Source organism: Frankia sp. CcI49 (assembly GCF_001983215.1).
In the GTDB taxonomy this organism is placed as follows: domain Bacteria; phylum Actinomycetota; class Actinomycetes; order Frankiales; family Frankiaceae; genus Parafrankia; species Parafrankia irregularis.
Map to the genome: position 1 here is coordinate 19,306 of NZ_MOWP01000017.1, position 19,460 is coordinate 38,765.

A 19,460-nucleotide genomic window follows, 5' to 3' on the forward strand; every position below is an offset into this window, starting at 1 on the left:
CGGTGGCCTTCCCGAAATCAGCGCTCCGGCAACGGTGGCCGGTCGTCGCAAAATGGCGCCTCAGGCCTTGCCTGGCAGCAGCGATCGACGCTTTCAGATCGGAAGATCCGAGGCTTTTCGTCGTTCCGGCAACCAGGCCCCTCCGATCTTGCCCGACAGCAGCGGCAGCCCGACGCCCAGCTGGCCCGCGCGGTCAGTGCCCGCGGTGGCGGGAGGAGTTCGGGGTGCCGCCGGTGGATCTGTTCTCCACCAGCCGGGCGAGGCCTGAGCCCAGGCGGACGACCGCGGCGCCGCCGGTGCGGGTGCCCGCGGCCAGCGCCTGGGCGCCCCGTGACGGGATAGCCGTCGAGCCAGCCGCCCCGTCACCGGAGTCGCCGGAGTCGCGGACACCCGCCTCACCGCCGAGACGGGCCCGCAGGGCCGCGCCGGCGATGCGGGCTGCGGTGAGAAGCCTTGGCTCGTCCGGTGTTCCAGGGCCCCAGGGCGGCCGCTGCTGCTCCCGGCGGGCCACGGCGAGCTCCTGCTCCAGCTCGCTGATGCGGCTCAGGCGCTGCAGGTCCCGAGCGGCGAGCTCGCTGCGCTCGGCGTCGATGCGGGACCATTCCCGCTGCCGGGCCCGGGCGGCGGCGGCGGCGTCGTCCTGCATCGCGAGGACCCGCAGGTACAGGTCGATGCGGTTGCGTTCCATCCGGGCCAGCAGGCTGTTCGCGACCCAGGGTGCGAGCAGGTCGGCGATGTGGCGGGCCCAGGGTGCGCGCCGGTCGAGGAGCACCCCGAGGCCGAAGATCGGCGCCACCGTGATGAACCGCAGGTCGGGGTGGTCCATCGCGAAGTCCTCGACGGCGGTGCGCACACCGTTGCGGGGGCCGCCTTCGGTCAGCGCCCAGGCGAAGGCGCCCGCCCCGCGGAAGCCGCGGCCGGGGATCGCGTCGGACTTGTCGATCTCCACGCCGACGTCCCAGGAGTTCGGCTGGCGCTGCTCCTCGGGGATCCGGTCCGGGGCGTAGTACTGGTCGCGGCGACCGGCGGGCCAGCCGACGTCGTGCAGGATCACCAGCGGGAAGTAGGCCCGGTCGAAGTCGCGCACGGCGGCCGCGATCGCCGCGAGCTCACCGCGGACCGTGGCGTAGTTGTGGTCTCCGTCGACGAGGTAGGCGTCGGTCGGTGCGTGGCCGTCAAGCGCCTCGGGGCTGAAGCCGCGGATCACCTCGACGTCCAGCCCGCCGCCGGACGTCGGGGTGACCCCCGGCTCGGGGTCGATGACCACCAGGCGCCCGCCGCCACCCCGGCGCAGCAGGCCGACGAGCAGCGACGTCGTCGCGCCGCTCTCCGAGCCGATCTCGGCGACGCTGCGCGCGCCGGCCGCCTCCAGCAGCGGGATCCAGATCTCGCGCAGGTCGGTCAGCGAGTGCAGGAGCAGCGGCGCGAGGGTCTTCTCTGTGATCTCACCTGGCTCGGCGGCGTGGTCGCCGCCGTCGTAGGCGTCCACGGCCAGCTCCGCGAGACTGCCGTGCACCACGCTCGACGTCTCCGTCGAGCCGGACGTCCCGGGCGGGCTGGACGTCTCCGCCGGCTGCCGCGGGGCGTCGGGTGCGGGTTCCGCCCGGCCGGCGGGTGCGCGGTCGAAGGGTGCGCCGTCAAAGGGTGCGCGGCCAGGATCCGCCCGATCGAGGTCGGGACGATCGAAGCCCGGGCGGTCGAGGCCTGGAGGGCCGGGGTCCGGGCGGCCGAGGTCTGGGCGGCTGGGGTCTGGGCGGCTGGGGTCCGGATGCCTGCGGTCCGGGCGGTCGTGTGTGCGGTCCCGCGCGTCGCGGAACTCACGGGGGTCGCGGGGTGGTTCGAAGGTCGCCGAGGTGCCGGGGGTGACCGGGTAGCCGGGCAGCGGAAGCGGAGCCGTGACGGGCCCGCCTGGCGAGGAGGGCTGCGCCGGGGCGTTCTCGGCGGCGCGCCGGGCCGAGCGCGGCGTGAAGACCGACATCTCGGGGGGTGACGGGGCCGGCGGTGTGGCCGCGGGCGGCCGGGGGGCCGAGGAGGCCGAGGAGGCCGAGGAGCGCACGGGGAGCGGGCCGGACGGTGGCCCCGCAGGTGGGACCGACGCAGACGGCGGCCCGGCGGGTGGCCGTGGCCCGGTGGGAGGCGGCGGCCCCGCGGGAGGCGATGGCGGTGACACCGACGGGAGCAGGCTGGTCCACAGCGGGTCGGACTGGCTCGGCGGCGGGCGGAACCAGCTTCGCTCGGTGTCCCCGGGTCCCGAGGGCTCCGGGGCGCCCGCGGTGCCCGAGGCGCCGGCGGCGCTACCCGGAGACGGGGAGGGGCGCGGATCGGGGGACATGCCCTCCGTGTCGGCCGTGTCGTCTGCCTCTGACGTCACCGCAGCCCTCCCAGCTCGCGACGGATCTTCCGGGCGGCTCGGACGGGCAGGCCGGTGCGGGCCGCGTCCGCCGTGCGCACCTGCAGCGGGTCGGCCCGGATCCCGAGCCAGCCGAAGGCCATCTCGACGTCGATCGCGTACGTCCCGCCGAGCTGCGGCTGCGTGCCGTGATCGATCGTGTAGATGATCTGCGGATCATCGCCGACGATCTCCAGCAGGTTGGCCTGCAGGGGCCGCAGGCCGATGAGCGCGAGCTGCTGGCCGGCGAGGTCGTCCAGGGAGGTGACGGTCACCTTGTACGGCTCGGGAGCGTTGTGCAGGTGGAAGGAGATCGTCAGCCAGTCGAGGCGGAGCAGGCCGCGCCGGCCGGCCGGGTCGATCCGCACCCGGCGGGCGCCGACACCCTCGACCCTCAGCCGCACGATCGACATCCCGTCGCGCCCGGAGCGGGTGACGACGGTCTCCTTGTGGCCGTTGACGAAGTCGCTGCCGGTGTCGACGTAGACCTCGACCGGGCCGGCGGCGGCCTCCGGGGAGACCTCCTCGGCCCGCACCCCGGCGGCGGCGGCCAGGCCACTGATCACGGCGAGCGACCGGTTCGCGACGCCGGCGACACCGGCGGGCCAGTACAGCTCCCGCATGGTGATCTTCTCGACGTCCGCCGGGGTCAGGTAGGGCATCCGCCGGACCAGCTCGGGCGGCAGCAGGCCCTCGGTCGAGTCCGAGCCGAAGTTGTCGTCGTGGGCCCACGCGCCGAACGCGGAGGCCTCGGCCGCGGTGGGGCGGGCGACGAACCGGGTCAGCATCCGCAGCGAGGCGTGCCGGGCCCCCGCCTCGGACAGCGACGGCATCGCCGTCTCCGAGCGCCGGTAGCGCAGCCATTCACGCTGGAAGGCGAGGATGCCGTCCTGGACGGCGACCCGCTGGGCGACCTGGGTCCGGGAGGTGCGGTCGATGCTCAGCACCGGGCGGTGCTCGTCGTCGAAGGAGACCAGCGAGCCGATGTCTGGCATGCAGAGCTGTTCGAGCACCTCGGGGCTGCGCATGAGCTGGTTGGCCATCAGCTCCGGCTGCCCGCCGGAGGCGGCGTAGCCCTCGATCTGCAGGCCGGCGAGGCGGTGCGTGCCGGCGGCGGCGTTCGTCGCCAGGTAGAGGCCGCAGACGTCGAAGTCCCGCCCGGTGGAGGCGAGCAGGCGGGCGAGCAGCGCCTGGATGGTGCCGCCCCAGCCGAGGTCGGCGACGACGATCCGCCCGGATTCGGGCAGCTGGGTGTCGAGGTACTGGACGTACCGGTCGCGCAGCCGGGCCGCGGTCAGGACGATCTCGCTGCGGATGCGCTCGTCGGAGCACAGCGCCTCGAGGGTGTCGTCGAGCAGGCCGGGGACGTCCAGGCGCCGGTCGGCGAGCGAGGAGATGCCGGCGACGTCGTCGACGGCGACCCCGAGCTGGCGCAGCAGCTGGCCGACGCTCGGCGCGTGCCGGCGGACGAGGAAGCTGCGCAGTTCCTCGGGGCTGCCCTCGAACACGTTGGACAGCGCGCAGACCTGGCGTGACGCCCACAGGGTGGAGGTGGTCACACCGGCGTCCGCACCCGGCTCGGCGACCAGGCGGGAGAGGAACTCGCCCTCGCGCATCAGGCAGTAGATGTGGTCGGCGCCGTGGTCTCTGGTGCGTTCCACCGCCCAGTCGGCGAAACCGGTGAAGACCGGGCCGAACACGGTCGCGCCGGTCTCCCAGTAGCGGCGCAGGCCCGGCGGGACGGCGGCGGCGTCCGCACGGTGCAGCGAGCGGGCCCGCAGCGCGGTCATGCCGTAGTCGCCGTGCGCCGAGTCGATCGGGGTGTCGTCGCCCGGACCGGTGAGCAGGCCCTCCAGCTCCAGCGTCGACTTCAGCGAGCCCGAGTACTTCGGATAGTGGATGGCGACCAGGCCGTGCTCGCGGGCGCTCTCGACGTCGGCGACCGGGTGGTCGCCGAGGTGCACGACCCGCGACGGCTGCAGGTTCGAGGCGGCCAGCATGTGCCGGAACAGCCCGTCGCTCTTGCTGATCCCGGCGTCGGACGAGGTGAAGATCTGGGTGAACGGCACCCCGGCCAGCTCCGGGCGGCTGAGCAGGCGCTCCAGCTGGGCGGCGGAGAAGTAGGTGTCGGAGAGCAGGTACACCGGCAGCCCGAGCTTGGTCATCGCGAGCTCGGCCAGCTCGACGACCGCCAGGTCGGCCCGGCACAGGTCACGCTCGACGGCGAGCTCGACGTCCATCAGGTCGCCGAGGCTGCCCGCGCCGGGCAGCGCCGGCACCAGCACGCCCCAGATCTCGTCGAGGCGCACCTCGTAGGTGCCCCGCACCTCGTGCGAGTGCTCCCGGGCCTTGTGCTCCGCGTAGACGCGCAGGCGGGCGAACTCGCCGGGGGTGACGCCGGTCGGCAGCTGGCCGATCTCGGCGAGGCGGTGCCCCAGGGTGATGAAGGCGTGTGCCGGTTCGGGCACCATGCGCCACAGCAGGGTGTCGAACACATCAAGAGTCAGGGCCTGGGCACCGCCCGACTCCAGATGCGACCAGACCTCGCGAAGTCGGACGTCGGTGAACACTGCCCGCCCCTCCCGGACAGCCGGTCCCCCGACCGCCCAATCTGGGCCGGCCAGGCACCCCCGGGACCACCGCCGGACAACACCGGAGGTTTCCGGGTTGTCAGCGGGTGGTTCGGGTGGAGCGCTCGCCGGCCGGAGCCAGATAGACGGATCGATACTATGAACCCCCCTGGGGGTGCCAGTCACCGGACTCGGGGCATCGCCTCCGGGGTGGCACGCGGTACGGTCTACGGCCATCGTCTCCAACCTGGGCGACGACGTTCAAGCACGACGACGTTCAGCACGACGGCGTCCGAGCACACGACGACGTTCGAGCAACGGTCGAGGAGTCGACGCCAACCGGTGACGGTTGCGCTGGGCGGAGGAGGGGCCGAGCACGGTGCGGGTCCGAGATGTACGCCCGACAGGGGAAGAAGAAGGTCATGTCGCGGGTCGCTGACCTCTCCACGTTCCCCTCATCGCCATCGCCGTCAGCGGGCCAGGGGTCCGGGCAGGCACCGGCACCGGCACAGCGCCCTCGCGGCTCACGTTCCGGCGCGCGCCATGTCGATCACCGCAGCCGGGCACAGACCCGGGTGCGGTGGGAGCTGCTGCGCAACCTCGTCCGCAAGGACCTGAAGGTCAAGTACAAGGGGTCGACGCTCGGCTTCGCCTGGTCGCTGGCGAACCCGCTGCTGCTCCTTGTGGTCTACACGTTCGTCTTCCAGGTGGTGCTGAAGACGGGGATCCCGCGTTTCGGCATCTACCTGATGTCCGGGATGCTGGTGTGGAACGCGTTCTCCGGCAGCGTGTCGTCCGCCTGCGGCGCGGTGGTCGCCAACGCGAACCTGGTGAAGAAGGTGCGCTTCCCGCTGCTGGTGCTGCCGCTGTCCGCGGTCGGCTTCGCCGCGGTGCACTTCGCGCTCCAGCTGCTGGTGCTGTTCGTGGTCATCCTGGGGCTGCAGTACAGCCTGTTCGGGCCCGAGCTGCTGCTGATCATCCCCGCCGGGGCGGTCGCGCTGCTGTTCACCGTCGCGCTGTCACTGCTGCTGTCGGCGCTGAACGTGCGTTACCGCGACACCCAGCACCTGCTGGACGTCGCCCTGGTGGCCTGGTTCTGGATCAACCCGATGGTCTACGCGTACGGCCTGATCTCCGACCGGCTCGGCGACTGGACCTGGGTGTACCTGCTCAACCCGATGGCCGTGGTGGTGATGACGTTCCAGCGGGCGATCTACGACCCGCCGCCGGGCAACTCCACCGGCTCGTCGTCGATCATCGCCGACACCGGGTACACGTTCTACCTCGAACACCTGGGGATCGCCGCGCTCATCTCGCTCGCCGTGCTCTTTCTGGGGCTGCGGGTGTTCCGGCGCTTCCAGGCCGACTTCGCCGAGGACCTCTAGTGTCGTCACCGCCGCTCGCCCCGCCCGCACAGCCCGACCGCCCCGCGGCCTCGGCCTCGGCGGCGCAGTCGCCGGGCTCGCCGACAGTGATCCGCGCGGCCGGGGTCAGCAAGAAGTTCGTCGCCTACAGCAAGCGCGCGACCAGCCTGAAGGAGCGGTTCGTCCGCCGCGAGGGCGCGAGCGGGGAGGATTTCTGGGCGCTGCGCGACATCGACGTCCAGATCGGGCGCGGGCAGACGGTCGGCCTGGCGGGCGCGAACGGGTCGGGCAAGTCGACACTGCTCAAGGTCCTCGCCGGCATCCTGCGCCCGACCTCCGGCGAGGTGGCGGTCAACGGGCGGATCGCCTCGCTGCTGGAGCTGGGCGCCGGGTTCAACGGCGAGCTGTCCGGCCGCGACAACGTGTACCTCAACGCCTCCCTGCTCGGCCTGTCCAAGCGGGAGATCGACCGGCTCTTCGACTCGATCGTCGACTTCGCCGAGCTGCGACACAAGATCGACGACGAGGTGAAGCACTACTCGTCCGGCCAGTACGTGCGGCTCGGCTTCGCCGTCGCGGTGCACGTCGACCCGGACATCCTGCTCGTCGACGAGGTGCTCGCCGTCGGTGACGAGGCGTTCCAGCGCAAGTGCCTCGACAAGATCGCGCAGTTCCGGTCCGAGGGGCGGACGATTCTGTTCGTCACCCACTCCCTCGACCTGATCGAGAACATGTGCGACCGGGTGCTCGTCCTGGAGACGGGCAACCTCATCTACGACGGGCAGCCGGCGGTCGGGACGAAGCTGCTGCGCCAGCGGCTGGGCAGCCTGCCCGTCGAGGGCGGGGCGGTGCCGTACGACCTGTCACCGGCCAAGCCGACGGCGGTCACGTTCAGCCGCGATCCCGGCGGAGCCCCGCAGGTGCAGTACGACCCGGGTGAGCAGCTCACCGTCAGCGTCGAGCTGGACCTCACCGACTACGCGCCGCAGCACGTCTACCTGCACGTGGACATCATGGGTCAGGGCGAGGTCCCGATCTGGATGATGGAGACCCCGCCCGGCGGCATCAGCCCGGGGCCGGGCATCGTGGTGGTGGACTTCGTCGTTCCCCGGCTGCCGGAGCTGCTCGGGGCGTTCGCGGTCAGCGTCCGGGTGTCGGACGCCGCCACCGGCCAGCCGGTCACGGTACGGCGGTTCGAGGACCTGTTCGGCGTGAGCGGCCCGCAGGTCGCCGGGCTGCTCCGCGTCGACTACCAGGCAGGGCTGCGCCGGTGACGGCTGGCAGTGAGGGCTGGCAAGGAGCGGATGGTGCGATGAGCAGCGCTTCCAGGAGCAACGGCGACGGCAACGGCGCCGAGAGCAGCGCCGTCAGCAGCAGCGACGGCAGCGGCGCCGGGCCACTCGCGACGGTCGTCATCGTCAACTGGAACGGGGCGCACCTGCTGCCGCCGTGCCTGGACGCGCTCGCCAAGCAGGACGCGCCGTTCGCGTTCGAGACCCAGGTGGTCGACAACGCCTCCGCCGACGACTCGCTGGAGCTGCTCGCCAGCCGCTACCCCTGGGTGAAGGTCGTACGGTCGGACCGCAACCTCGGTTTCGCCGGCGGGAACAACCTCGCGCTGCGGAACGTGACCACACCGCTCGCGGTGCTGCTGAACAACGACGCCATCCCCGAGCCGGACTGGCTGGCCCGGCTGCTGGCACCGTTCGACGAGCCCGGTGGCGGCCGGCTCGGCGCGGTCACCGGCAAGGTCGTCTTCCTGCCCCGGTTCCTGCGGCTCACCCTGGCCACGCCCACCTTCTCCCCCGGCCCCCACGACCCGCGCCAGCTGGGTGTGCGAGTCAGCTCGGTGACGGTGGACGGGCGCGAGGTGCTGCGCGAGGTGCTGTGGGAGAAGCTCACCTTCGGCGCCGAGGGCCCGCCGAAGGCCCCGTTCTTCTGGACCCGCGGCGACGGCGAGCTGTGCGTGCCGGTGCCCGAACATGGCCAGGTCACCATCGGGGTCACCTGGGCCGCGGACACCGCCAAGGACGTCACCCTGGGCTGGGACGGCTCGTCGTGCACGCTGCCGGTGACGGCCGAGCCGTCCACCGTCTCGTTCACGGTGGGCGCGGGCGCCCCGCGGGTGGACGTCATCAACAACGTCGGCGGCATCGTGCTGACCGAGGGGTACGGCGCCGACCGCGGCTACCAGCAGATCGACATCGGCCAGTTCGACAACCCGGAGGAGGTCTTCACCGCCTGCGGCAACGGCATGGCGATGCGGACCGAGCTGGGCCAGCAGCTCGGCTGGTTCGACGACGACTTCTTCCTCTACTACGAGGACACCGATCTGTCCTGGCGGATCCGCTCCCGCGGCTACCAGATCCGCTACGTGCCGGGCGCGGTACTTCGCCACGTCCACTCCGCGTCGAGCGTCGAGTGGTCCCCGCTGTTCGTCTTCCACACCGACCGCAACCGGCTGCTGATGCTGACCAAGGACGCGACCGCGCGCACCGCGATCTCGGCGGTCGCCCGCTACCCGCTGACGACCGCGTCGATCGCCGTGCGCACGCTGCGCCAGGCGTGGCGCTCGCGCAGCCGGCCGGCGGTGCGTCCCACCCTGCTGCGGGTGCGGGTGTTCTCGTCCTACCTGCGGCTGCTGCCCACGATGCTGCGCCACCGCCGGGAGATCGGCGCCGCCGCCACCGAGCGGCGGGTCAGCCTGCAGAGCTGGCTGGTCGAGCGATGACCGCGCCCGGTGCCGCGAGCCCGACCGGTGCCACCGGTCCACGTGCGCAGGGTCTGCGCGCGGCCGTCTACAACCGCTTCTGGCACTCGATGGGTGGCGGCGAGCGCCACAACGGCATGATCGCCCAGGTGCTGGCCGCGGACGGCCTCGACGTCGACATCATCGGGCATTCCGACGTCGACCTCGCCGCGATCGGCAGCCACCTGGGCCTTGATCTGTCGGGCTGCCGCTACCGGCGGCTGCCCGACCGCGGCGAGGACGCGATCGCCGTCCTGTCCGAGGAGTACCACCTGTTCGTCAACGGCTCGTACATGAGCCGGCTCGCCCCACGGTCGCCGCGGTCGGCGTACCTGTGCTTCTTCCCGACGCCGTTCGACCACGACATGGCCGCCTGGCGCAAGGCCGCAGTGCGTACCGCCGGCCCGCTGCTGCGCGGGGTGACCCCCGCCGTCAGTTTCGGGCAGGGCTGGTATCCGCCGGAGGGCGGCCGGCGTCGGCAGTGGACCTGGACGAACGGCTCCGGCATCCTCGCCGTCAACCCGGGCGGCGGGCGGACCCTGCGGGCCGACATCGGCCGCCCCGGCGCCCCCGAGGGGGTGCGGCTGCAGGTCCTCGACGCCGACGGGACGGTGCTCGCCAAGCTGACGGTCGGCCAGGAGTTCGCCCCGTTCGAGGTGGCGCTGCCGTCGTCGTCGAAGGGCACCGAGCTGACCCTGGTCAGCGACGCGTTCTCCCCCGGCGAGGCGGATGTGCGGGAGCTCGGTGTGGCGGTGAGCCGGCCCCGGGTCACCGACGCCGACGAAGGCCCGCTGGAGCGGATGGCGCTGCGCTTCCCGTGGCTGCTGCGCGACCCGGCCGACCTCGGCTACCTCGACGGCTACGACACCGTCATGGCCAACTCGCAGTACACCCGCGGCTGGATCAGCCAGCTGTGGAAGCGGGACTCCGACGTGCTGTTCCCGCCGATCCAGGTCGACCGGCTCCACCCGGCCCCGGAGCGGGAGAAGGCCGTGATCACCATCGGGCGGTTCTTCGCCCCGGGCCTCGGCCACGCCAAGCGGCAGCTGGAGATGGTCCAGTGGTTCGGCGAGCTGTACCGCTCCGGCGGGCTGCCCGACGGCTGGAAGATGTACGTCGTCGGCGGCTGTGAGGACTCGCAGAAGCCCTACGTCGAGCAGGTCCGGGCCGCCGGTGCGGGGCTGCCCGTCGAAGTGCTGCCGAACGCGCCGCGGGCCGAGGTCGAGCGGCTGCTGTCGACCAGCTCGGTCTTCTGGTCGGCGACCGGCTACGGCGAGGACGACCGGCGCCGCCCCTGGACCGCCGAGCACTTCGGGATGACCACCGTCGAGGCGATGGCCGGCGGCTGCGTGCCGGTCGTCATCGACCGCGCCGGGCAGCGCGAGATCGTCCGGCATGGGCGGGACGGCTACCGCTGGAGCGATCCGGAGCAGGTCGCCTCGTTCACCCGCCGGCTGGCCGCCGAGGACGGGCTGCGCTCCCGGCTGGCGGCGGCCGCGGTCGACCGGGCCCAGCAGTTCTCCGACGCCGCGTTCGCCGACCGGTGGCACGACATCGTCGAGCGCCGCCGGCTGTACGCCTGATGCGGGCACTCTCCTGATGCGGGTGGTCTCCTGATGCGGGCCGTGTGATGCGGGTCGTTCTCGACGGCACCCCGCTGCTCGGGCCGCGCACGGGGGTCGGCCGCTACACGGCGGCACTGCTCGCCGGGCTGGGCGAGCTGGCCCGCGTCGACCAGCTCGATCTCGACGTGGCGGCGACCGCGTTCACCTGGCGGGGCTCGGCGGGGCTCGCGGCCGCGCTGCCGCCCGGCGTCCGCCCCGCGGCGCGCCGCGTCCCCGCCCGGCTGCTGCAGGACGCCTGGATGCGCTCCGAGCACCCGCCGACCGAATGGCTCACCGGCGCCGCGGACATCATCCACGGGACGAACTTCGTGCTCGGCCCGCTGGCCGCCGCCGACGGCGTGCTGACCGTGCACGACCTGTCCTACCTGCGCACGCCCGACACGGTGTCGGAGGCGTCCGCCCGTTACACGACGCTCGTCCCGCGCGGGCTGCGCCGTGCCGCCGCGGTGCTGACCCCCAGCCAGGCCGTCGCGGACGAGGTGATCGCCGCCTACCGGCTCGACCCGGAGCTGGTCACCCCCACGCCGCTCGGCGTCGACCCGGCCTGGTTCACCGCCGCCGCCCCGGCCCGCGGCTGGCTCGCCGCCCACGGGCTGCCCGACCGTTACCTGCTGTTCGTCGGTTCCGCGGAACCGCGCAAGAACCTCCCGGCGCTGCTGGAGGCGCTGCGGAGGCTGCGCGCCACCGAGCGCGACACCCCGCCGCTGGCGCTGGTCGGGCCGCCCGGCTGGGGTCCCGCCCTGGACACCGTCGGGCTGCCACCGGAGGCGGTCGTCACCCTCGGCTACCTGGACGACGCCGAGCTGCGGTCCGTGGTGGCCGGTGCGGCGGTGCTGTGCTTCCCTTCCCGCTACGAAGGTTTCGGGCTACCGCCGCTGGAGGCGCTGGCCGCCGGGACCAGGGTCGTCGCCGCCGACATCCCGGCGGTGCGCGAGGTCGTCGGCGGAGCCGCCGGCGTCCGCCTGGTGACCAGTGGGCGGGCCGACGTGTTCGCCGACGATCTCGCCGGCGCCCTGTCCGCCGCCCTCAGCGCACCCGCGAACGGCACCGAAACCGCTCGAGGCCGTGACCACGCCCGCGCCTTCACCTGGCGGCGCACCGCGGAACTGACCGCCGCCGTCTACCAGCGAGTCGCTCGCTGAACCCTCGATTCAGGCGCAGCCTGGGCCTGCCCATCGAGGATCCCGCACCACCGCGCAGCACCAGCAATTCACCTAAGCGCGACAAAAGGGGCACGGAGTCGCCTGGCTAGCCGCAAGAAAGAAGAATTTTGGTCGTTGGAGCGACCAAAATCATTCACTCTTGCGACTCGCGAAACCGTGCCACCACGCTCCCGGGCGCTCGGAGGTCCGCACGCTCCCTGGAATCCAGATTCGGGCTCTCCGCCCGGCAGGGGCCTTCTAGGCGCTGCCGGGCGGGCCGACGACCTCGCCGACACTTTCGCCGACGATCTGGCCAATGCTTTCGCCAACGCCATCGTCAACGCTCTCGTCAACGCCATCGTCAACGCTCTCGTCAACGCTTTCGCCGACGACCTCGCCGGCGCCCTGTCCGTCGCCCGCACCGCACCCGCCGCGCATGACTCCGAAACCGCTCGCGGCCGGGATCATGCCCCCGTCCACCGGAGCGGCGCCGGCTGAGCCACGGGCCGGGCGCATCCGCCAGCGGGGAACCACGGCGGGAGCGAGCATCAACATCGACAGGGCCAGCAGGACGATTCCGAGCCCGGCCAGGGCGAGCAGGACGCCGACCACCAGCGACGCGCCGCTCGGGCTGAACGCGGTCGCGGCGATGGCGCCGCGCAGCCGGCCGAGCAGGTCCCGGTCGGCCAGGCTCGGGTCATGCCGTGCCAGCTCACGGCTGAGCATGACGATCGTGGTGCACCACAGCGCCCCGACCACCAGCACCGTCGGCACGCCTCGGCGGGCCAGCGGAAGGGCGGAACATCCCGCCGCCACCGCCAGGGCCAGCATGGGCAGCGCGGGCAACAGGTAGCGCGCGAACGACGCGCCGCCCGCGGCCACGAAACCCACCAGTGTCGCGACCGCGATCAGGGCCTGCGCGCCGGCGACCAGCCAGCACATCAGATTGATCACCGGGGTCCCCCGGGCCGGACCGACACCGCAGGCAGCACCGCCGGCAGCAACACCCGCAGTAACGCCAGCGGCATCGCCAGCAGCGCGGTGGCCGGCCCGGCGGGCGACAGCATGGGCGAGGCCGGCGCGCAACGCGGCCGCCAGCAGGCCCACCAGGGTGAGTAGCCCGACGCCGACCGCGACCCGGTACGGCCAGCCGAGGAGCAGCTTCGGGCGCCCGAACAGGCCGCGGTAGACCAGCCACCAGAAATCCTCGGACGTGACCACCTGCCAGGCCGACCGTTCCTCGATCCCGGTGGGGAACATCGACGCGATCCGTCCGGTGGCCGTCAGGTCTCCGTACAGCCGCTCGTTGCGCAGGTAGAACCAGCCGGCAGCCGCCGCCGTCAGCAGACCTGTGGTCACGGCGGCGGCCAGCCCCACCAGGGCGCTGCGCCACAGCCCCGGACGTCGGCCCGGCTCCGGACGCCCACCCAGCGCCGGACGTCGGCCGCCGCCCAGGCCCACGCCACGCGCGAACGCAAGCCCGACCGCCACCCCGACCGTGGGCACCAGCAGCGACGCGGCGATCGCGCCGCTGGCCCGGCTGAGGGCCGCTGCGGGAACCAGAACGGCCACCGCCAGCAGCGTCCGCGCTGACGGCCCCCGGCGCAGGAGGACCAGCGTCGCCGCGGTGGCCGCGGTGATCAGGGCCACCGCGAGCGCGTCGTTGTAGACCTGGGTGGTGACGGCGATGAACCCGCCCATCGCACCGGTGATGGCCGCCGCGGCCACCGAGAGATCCGGCCGACCGGGCACCAGCACCCGCACCAGCCAGGCCGTGGCGACCAGCGCCGCGAAGCCCACCGTCAGGTTGAGCATCCGCGCCGCGTAGAAACCGGCCAGCGGATGGCCGGCCGACCGGCCGATCCGCAGCGGCACCGATTCGAGCAGGTAGAACAGCGGCGGATGGTTCGCCGTGTAGATGACGTCGAAGGTCATGAAGGCACGGTCCCGGGCCGCGCAGGCCGGCAGCGACGCCTCCGCCGCCCGGTCAGAAGCCGCACGGCGCACCTGCGCCGGGTCGACCCGGCAGTCGGCCGGCAGGCCGGGCATGCCCGGGATGGTCGCCCGCACCGGCGTGTCCAGCTCGGGCAGGCGCCCCTCGCCGACCTCCACCGCGTACGCGGTGTGCTGTGCCTCGTCCGCGCTGGCGAAGGGTTCCGTCGCGAGCACGCCGAGCAGGCCGACCGAGCTCAGCGTCAGTCCCGCCGCGACCACGCCGAGCAGCAACCAACGTCTGGTGGCCACCGGATCGGTACCGCGGCCGTGCTCAGGCCGAGCCGGAGACGTCCGAGCCGAAGACGTCCGCCGCGGCGATCGCGGAGAAGTCGTCGTCGGCGTGACCGGCCTGTTCGGCGGCCGCGGTGAGCGCCAGGGTCGCCTCGGCGACCGGCAGTGGCCCCGCGACCGACGCAGTGGCCAGCCGGACGTCCTTCGCCAGGCCGGCGACCGTGAACGCGGCCTGGGAGTAGTCGTCCGAATCCAGCATCGGCCGTTTGTAGTTGACCAGGGTGCCGAGCGGCCCGGCGGCGAGCTCGGCGAGCACCAGGCCGCGGTCGAGGCCGAGGTCGGTGCCGTAGCGAAGCACCTCGGCGACGGCGGCCATCCCCTCGGCGAGAGCGAGGTTGACGACGGTTTTCAGCTCGCTGGCGGTTCCGATGGACCCCACATGGTCGATACGCTCCGGATCGCCGAAGGTCCCCAGGATGCTCCTGGCCGCGGCGAGATCCGCGTCGGCGGCGCCGACCAGAATCCGCAGGGTGCCGGCCTCGGCCGGGCCGACCGTGCCGACCACCGGGGCGTCCAGGTAGCGCAGCCCGGCGCCCGCGGCCGTGCGGCCCAGCTCGCGTGCCGCCGCCGGGCCCACCGTCGTGCAGTTGATCAGAAGGGCGCCCGGCTCGGCGGCCGGCACGACCGCGGTGAGCACCTCCGCGACGGATTCCGGGTCGAACAGCATCAGCACGCAGGCCTCGGCACCGCGGACGGCGTCAGCGGGGTCCGCGGCCTCGATGGCGCCGGCCGAGGTCAGTTCCTCGGCACGCCCCGGGGTGCGGTTCCAGACGACCAGCTCGTGGCCGGCGACCAGCACGTGGCGGGCCATCCGGCGCCCCATCCGGCCGAGGCCGAGAAACGCGATCCTCACAAGATCCCCCCATGAAAGCGGTCCGCGGGCCGGGCACGCAGCACCCGCACGAGCGCGACGGCTCCCAGCACGGCGCCCGCGGCGAGCAGGCCGATGACCGACCCCAGATAGCGGTAGTCGAACGCGGACGTCAAAGAACTCAGCAGCAAGGTGGACATACCCGCTCCCGCCGCCAGCCAGAACAGCCGGCCCGGCCCCGCCACACCACGAATCCGCCCGGCCACCCCCGCGAGCACACCGGCGAGCAGGCCCAGGCCGACCAGTGGCATCACGGCGTAGGACAGCCCGGAGTAGAACGAGAGCACCGCGGCGGGGCCGTCACGCAGGTCCTTGACGGCGAAGTAGCCGTCGGTGGCGTGCGGCTGCCCGTCGGGCAGCCGGTTTCTGGTGGTGTCGGGCAGCTCCCAGGTGTCTGCACGGCTGGTGAGTTCGGTCTCGTACTGGACGGGCCAGAAGTAGCCGCCCAGGTAGCGGGCCGTGGTAGTGATCATCATCCAGGGCTGGGCCCGGACCACGTGCTGGGCGAACTCGCCGGCGAGCGCCTCCCGTCCCGGTGGGACGAGGTCGTTGCCCTGCCGCAGCAGTGAGTCGTCAGGCCACAGATAGGTCACCGGTGAGCCCCGCTGCGCGAGTGGCCGCGGGTCGCAGAGGGACCTTAGATCGGCGTCGTCGGGCAGCCGGTCGCAGTCGGCGAACGGCGCGACCCGCCCGTAGAGGAAGAAGCCCGAATGGGCGCTGACCGTGAAGCCACTGCCCTGGCTCGCGCTCCAGGCCGAGTACGCGACGACCGGAGCGGCCGCGGCCAGCACGAACGCCGCCACGGGCGCGACGACACGGACAGCCCTGACCACGCCGGAAGCGCCGGAAGCGCCGGTAGCGCCGCTAGCGCTGGTGGCGCCGGCGCGGTGGTGGCCGATGACCAGGATGATCGTGCCGGCAACGCCCAGGGCGATCGGGCCATAGCCGACCGTGCGGACCGTGACGCCCGCTCCCAGCAACAGGCCGGCGAGGGCGAACCGCCAGCCAGCCGGGCGGCCAGGCCAGGCCAGGGCCAGGACCCCGCCGAGCACCAGCGTGCCGAACAGGCTGTCAGCCAGGACGAACTGGCCGAGGTCGAGCACCCAGGGCGCCAGCAGCGCCGGGGCCGCGACCAGGGCGGCGGGCCAGCCACCGCGGCCTCGGGCCGCCGCGGCAGGACCGAACCGCTCGAACAGCCGCCGTGCGGTGGCGTACAGGGCCACGCCGACCAGCAGTGTCAGCGTGTGCTGGACGATCACCAGCCTGGTCAGGTGGTCGGGCGCGCCGAGGACCCGCAGGAACATCGGGTAGCCCGACGGCCGCCAGTCCCCCGCCCAGAGCCTTCTCGTGGCCTGGTCCAGGTAGGCGGGGGAATCCCCGTAGTAGAGCAGCGCCGGCCGGTAGGTCCAGACGACCGCCGCCCTGGCCGCGACAGCCAGCACCAGCACGACCAGGAAAGCCGCGTGGCGCTCCCACAGCTGCGCCGGGAGGCGGCCCCGCAGAAGGCGCGGAAGGCGTGGAAGGCTGGCATGCCCGTCCTGCGGACGGCCCGGCCGCGCGGCCGGGATCTGATCGGCAGGCGGATCCGCGGGGGCTGGGCGATCAAGAAGATCGGAGTGCGGCTGGCTCGACTGAGCGGGTACCTCTCCTGCCGCCGCCCCGTCCCGGGTCGGCGGTGTGCCTACCGGGGACGGCGGGCCCGATGCGCTCGCCATTTGGGAGTCAGTGTCCCAGCCCGCACGCGGCGGCCGCGCGCCACCCCCGGCCGGTTGCCCGGGGTGGCGCAGGGCCGTCACGCCATCAGGCGCCGGTGGGTGCGGCGACGTCCAGGGCGTCCGCGTCCAGCTTGGTGAACAGGCCACCGGACCAGACCAGCTCCCGCCCGGCGGCGACCGGCTGCCGTGCCCACACCCCGAGGTCGATGCCCAGCACCTCGGCGACCCGCGCGGAGCTGAACGGCAGGAACGGTGCCAGCGCCGTCGTGATGCCGGAGATCGCCTGGACGGCGACCGCGAGGCTGTGCGCCGCGGTGGCCTTGTCGACCTTGACGGTCTTCCACGGCTCCTCGCGGTAGAGGTAGGCGTTCACCTCGGCGGAGATCTCCATCGCCGCGCGCAGTGCGGCCCGCAGCTCGACCCGCTCCAGCAGCTCACCCACCCGGACGAGGCCGGCGTCGACGGAGGCGAGCAGCTCGGCGTGCACCCCGTCGAGATCGCCGGTCTCGGGCAGCGCCCCGCCGAAGAACTTGTTGATCTGCGCCATCACCCGGTTGACGAGGTTGCCCCAGTTGGCGATCAGCTCGTCGTTGACGCGGCGGACGATGTCCGCGTCCGAGATCTCGGTGTCGTTCTGCTCGGGGAGCACCGAGGCGAGCGCGAAGCGCAGCGCATCCGGCTGGAGCAGGTCGAGGTACTCGCGCACACCCCGACCGATCCCCGCCGACTTCGACGCCTTGGCACCGCCGAAGGTCACGTACTGGTTCGCCGGGACGTCGGTAGGCAGGTCCAGCCCGCCGTGGCCGAGCAGCATCGCCGGCCAGATGACGGTGTGGAAGGGGATGTTGTCCTTGCCGACGAAGTAGTAGGCCGCCGCCTCCGGGTCCTCCCACCAGGCCCGCCAGGCCTCGGGGTCACCGGTGCCCGCCGCCCACTCCTTGCTCGCCGACAGGTAGCCGATGACGGCCTCGAACCAGACATAGAGCCGCTTGCCCGGCCCGAGCTCGTCGGTGGGCAGCGGGACGCCCCAGTCCAGGTCACGGGTGATCGCACGGTCGTGCAGACCGTCCTTGACGAACTGCACCGACCAGTTCAGCACGTGCCGGCGCCAGCCCTGACGGGCCTGCAGCCAGTCGAGCAGTTGGTCGGAAAGCCCGGACAGGCGCAGGAAGAAGTGCGTCGTCTGGCGCATCTCGGGGACCGCKCCGGTGACCTTGCTGCGCGGGTCGACCAGCAGCTCCGGGTCGAGCGTGCGGCCGCAGTTCTCGCACTGGTCGCCCCGCGCCTGCGGGTACGAGCAGTGCGGGCAGGTGCCGACGACATACCGGTCGGGCAGGAAGCGGCCCGCGTCCGGGTCGAAGAACTGCGAGGTCTCCTTCGGGTAGATGTACCCGGCCTCGCGCAGCCGGGTGAACACGCTCTGGGCGACCACCTCGTGGTTGTGCGTCCGGGTGGTGGTGAAGAGGTCGAAGCTGATCGCCAGATCGGACCAGATCCGCAGGAACTCCGGGTGGTACCGGTCGACGATCGCCTGCGGGGTGACCCCCTCCTCGTCGGCCCGCACGGTGATCGGCGTGCCGTGTGCGTCGGACCCCGAGACCATCAGCACCCGGTTGCCGATCATTCGCTGGTAGCGGGCGAAGATGTCGGCGGGCAGGTAGGCACCGGCGATATGCCCGAGGTGCGGCTGCCCGTTGGCGTAGGGCCACGCGACGGCGACAAGGACCGGACGGCCCGGACGCCGCGCTTCCGTGTCGGGGGTCTGAGTGCTCACAGCATCAAACTACTCGCCGGCCGCGGCGCCGATCTCCGATCAGAGTCGGCTCAGAGCTCGGCGCCGAACTCGGCGAAGGCCGCGGCGAACGCCTCGTCCCAGGGGCGCAGTGGACGCAGCCCGGCGTCCTGCCAGGAACGCTGGGACAGCACCGAGTAGGCCGGGCGCGCCGCCGGGCGCGGGAACTCCGCCGTGGTGATCGGCACCACCTTCGCCGGGTCCTGCCCGAGCGCGCCCACGATGGCGCGGGCGAAGCCGAACCAGGTCGTCTCCCCACCGCCGGTGCAGTGGTAGAGGCCGGGCGTGGGCAGCGCCGTGACCAGGTCGAGCAGGCCGGCAGCCAGATCGGCGGACCAGGTCGGGCTGCCGTGCTGGTCGGCGACGACGGTGAGCTGGTCACGCTCCCGGGCCAGCCGGGCGATCGTCTTGACGAAGTTGCCGCCCGTGCGCCCGTACACCCAGGCGGTGCGCACGACGTAGGACCCCGGGCAGAGCTCCAGCACCGCCTCCTCGCCGGCGAGCTTCGTCCGCCCGTACGCGCACCGGGGCCCCGGCGGGTCGGTCGTCTCGTAGGGCTTCGAGGCCGTGCCGTCGAACACGTAGTCGGTGGAGATGTGCACGAGGACGGCACCGGCCTGGGCGCAGGCCGCGGCCAGGTGCGCCGGCCCGGCGGCGTTCACCGCGTAGGCACCGCCCTCGTCCGACTCGGCGCCGTCGACGTTCGTCCAGGCGGCGGTGTTGATGACGACGAGGCCGCCCTGCACCCGGGCCGGGCGGGCCTGGTCGGCGATGACCGCACGGACCCTGGCAGCGTCGGACAGATCGAGCTCGGACCGGGTGAGGCCGGCCCAGGCAAGCACACGCGGGCTGTCAGCACGGGACTCGGCGTCAAGAAGACGACACAGATCGCTACCGAGCTGTCCACCGGCACCAGTGACGAGGATGCGCACCCCGCGAGTCTCGCAGACCGATTCA

General features: G+C 72.9%; 12 protein-coding genes. 5 read left to right on the forward strand and 7 right to left on the reverse strand.

Annotation, left to right across the window (positions count from 1 at the left end):
- Nucleotides 1-193: 193 nt before the first annotated feature.
- Together CcI49_RS15470 and CcI49_RS15475 are read right to left on the reverse strand one after the other, a co-directional pair.
- Nucleotides 194-2,371, reverse strand: a complete 2,178-nt coding sequence (locus CcI49_RS15470) for a class I SAM-dependent methyltransferase (RefSeq protein WP_241840085.1) — start codon at nt 2,369-2,371, stop codon at nt 194-196.
- A complete protein-coding gene (locus tag CcI49_RS15475) occupies nt 2,368-4,959 on the reverse strand; it encodes a haloacid dehalogenase (protein ID WP_054570562.1) in 2,592 nt (863 codons plus the stop codon). Before CcI49_RS15475 ends, CcI49_RS15470 begins: the two co-directional genes overlap by 4 nt.
- Before the next feature lie 422 nt (nt 4,960-5,381).
- Here CcI49_RS15475 and CcI49_RS15480 point away from each other — a divergent pair, with 422 nt between their 5' ends.
- From CcI49_RS15480 to CcI49_RS15500, 5 genes are read left to right on the forward strand one after another with little or no spacing between them, the layout of a single operon-like run.
- Complete coding sequence (locus CcI49_RS15480) at nt 5,382-6,344, forward strand: ABC transporter permease (RefSeq protein WP_054570680.1); 963 nt, start codon at nt 5,382-5,384, stop codon at nt 6,342-6,344.
- Complete coding sequence (locus CcI49_RS15485) at nt 6,344-7,597, forward strand: ABC transporter ATP-binding protein (RefSeq protein ID WP_054570561.1); 1,254 nt, start codon at nt 6,344-6,346, stop codon at nt 7,595-7,597. Before CcI49_RS15480 ends, CcI49_RS15485 begins: the two co-directional genes overlap by 1 nt.
- A 38-nt stretch (nt 7,598-7,635) precedes the next feature.
- A complete protein-coding gene (locus CcI49_RS15490) occupies nt 7,636-9,054 on the forward strand; it encodes a glycosyltransferase (protein ID WP_076827430.1) in 1,419 nt (472 codons plus the stop codon).
- On the forward strand, nt 9,051-10,655 hold the full coding sequence (locus tag CcI49_RS15495) for a glycosyltransferase (RefSeq protein ID WP_054570559.1): 1,605 nt from the start codon (nt 9,051-9,053) through the stop codon (nt 10,653-10,655). Before CcI49_RS15490 ends, CcI49_RS15495 begins: the two co-directional genes overlap by 4 nt.
- A gap of 47 nt (nt 10,656-10,702) precedes the next feature.
- The gene (locus CcI49_RS15500) at nt 10,703-11,839 is read left to right on the forward strand and encodes a glycosyltransferase family 1 protein (protein WP_076827432.1); all 1,137 of its coding nucleotides are present in this window, start codon (nt 10,703-10,705) and stop codon (nt 11,837-11,839) included.
- Nucleotides 11,840-12,097: 258 nt separating this feature from the next.
- On the opposite strand, the gene CcI49_RS15505 is transcribed toward CcI49_RS15500, so the two are convergent.
- The 5 genes from CcI49_RS15505 to rfbD form a co-directional block, all read right to left on the reverse strand.
- Nucleotides 12,098-14,083 carry a hypothetical protein gene (locus tag CcI49_RS15505; RefSeq protein ID WP_076827434.1) on the reverse strand — a complete coding sequence of 662 codons (1,986 nt, stop codon included), beginning with the start codon at nt 14,081-14,083 and terminating at the stop codon, nt 12,098-12,100.
- A 22-nt stretch (nt 14,084-14,105) separates the two neighbouring features.
- Entirely contained in the window at nt 14,106-14,978 is an 873-nt protein-coding gene (locus CcI49_RS15510; protein WP_054570557.1) for an NAD(P)-dependent oxidoreductase, read from the reverse strand.
- Nucleotides 14,975-16,711, reverse strand: coding sequence for a hypothetical protein (locus CcI49_RS15515; protein ID WP_076827436.1), 1,737 nt, complete (start codon nt 16,709-16,711; stop codon nt 14,975-14,977). The genes CcI49_RS15510 and CcI49_RS15515 overlap by 4 nt, the downstream gene beginning before the upstream one ends.
- Before the next feature lie 85 nt (nt 16,712-16,796).
- A complete protein-coding gene (gene metG / locus CcI49_RS15520) occupies nt 16,797-18,485 on the reverse strand; it encodes a methionine--tRNA ligase (protein WP_054570555.1) in 1,689 nt (562 codons plus the stop codon).
- A 50-nt stretch (nt 18,486-18,535) separates the two neighbouring features.
- Nucleotides 18,536-19,435 (reverse strand): dTDP-4-dehydrorhamnose reductase, encoded by a 900-nt coding sequence (rfbD, locus tag CcI49_RS15525; protein WP_076827439.1) that lies wholly within the window; start codon nt 19,433-19,435, stop codon nt 18,536-18,538.
- Between the last annotated feature and the right edge of the window lie 25 nt (nt 19,436-19,460).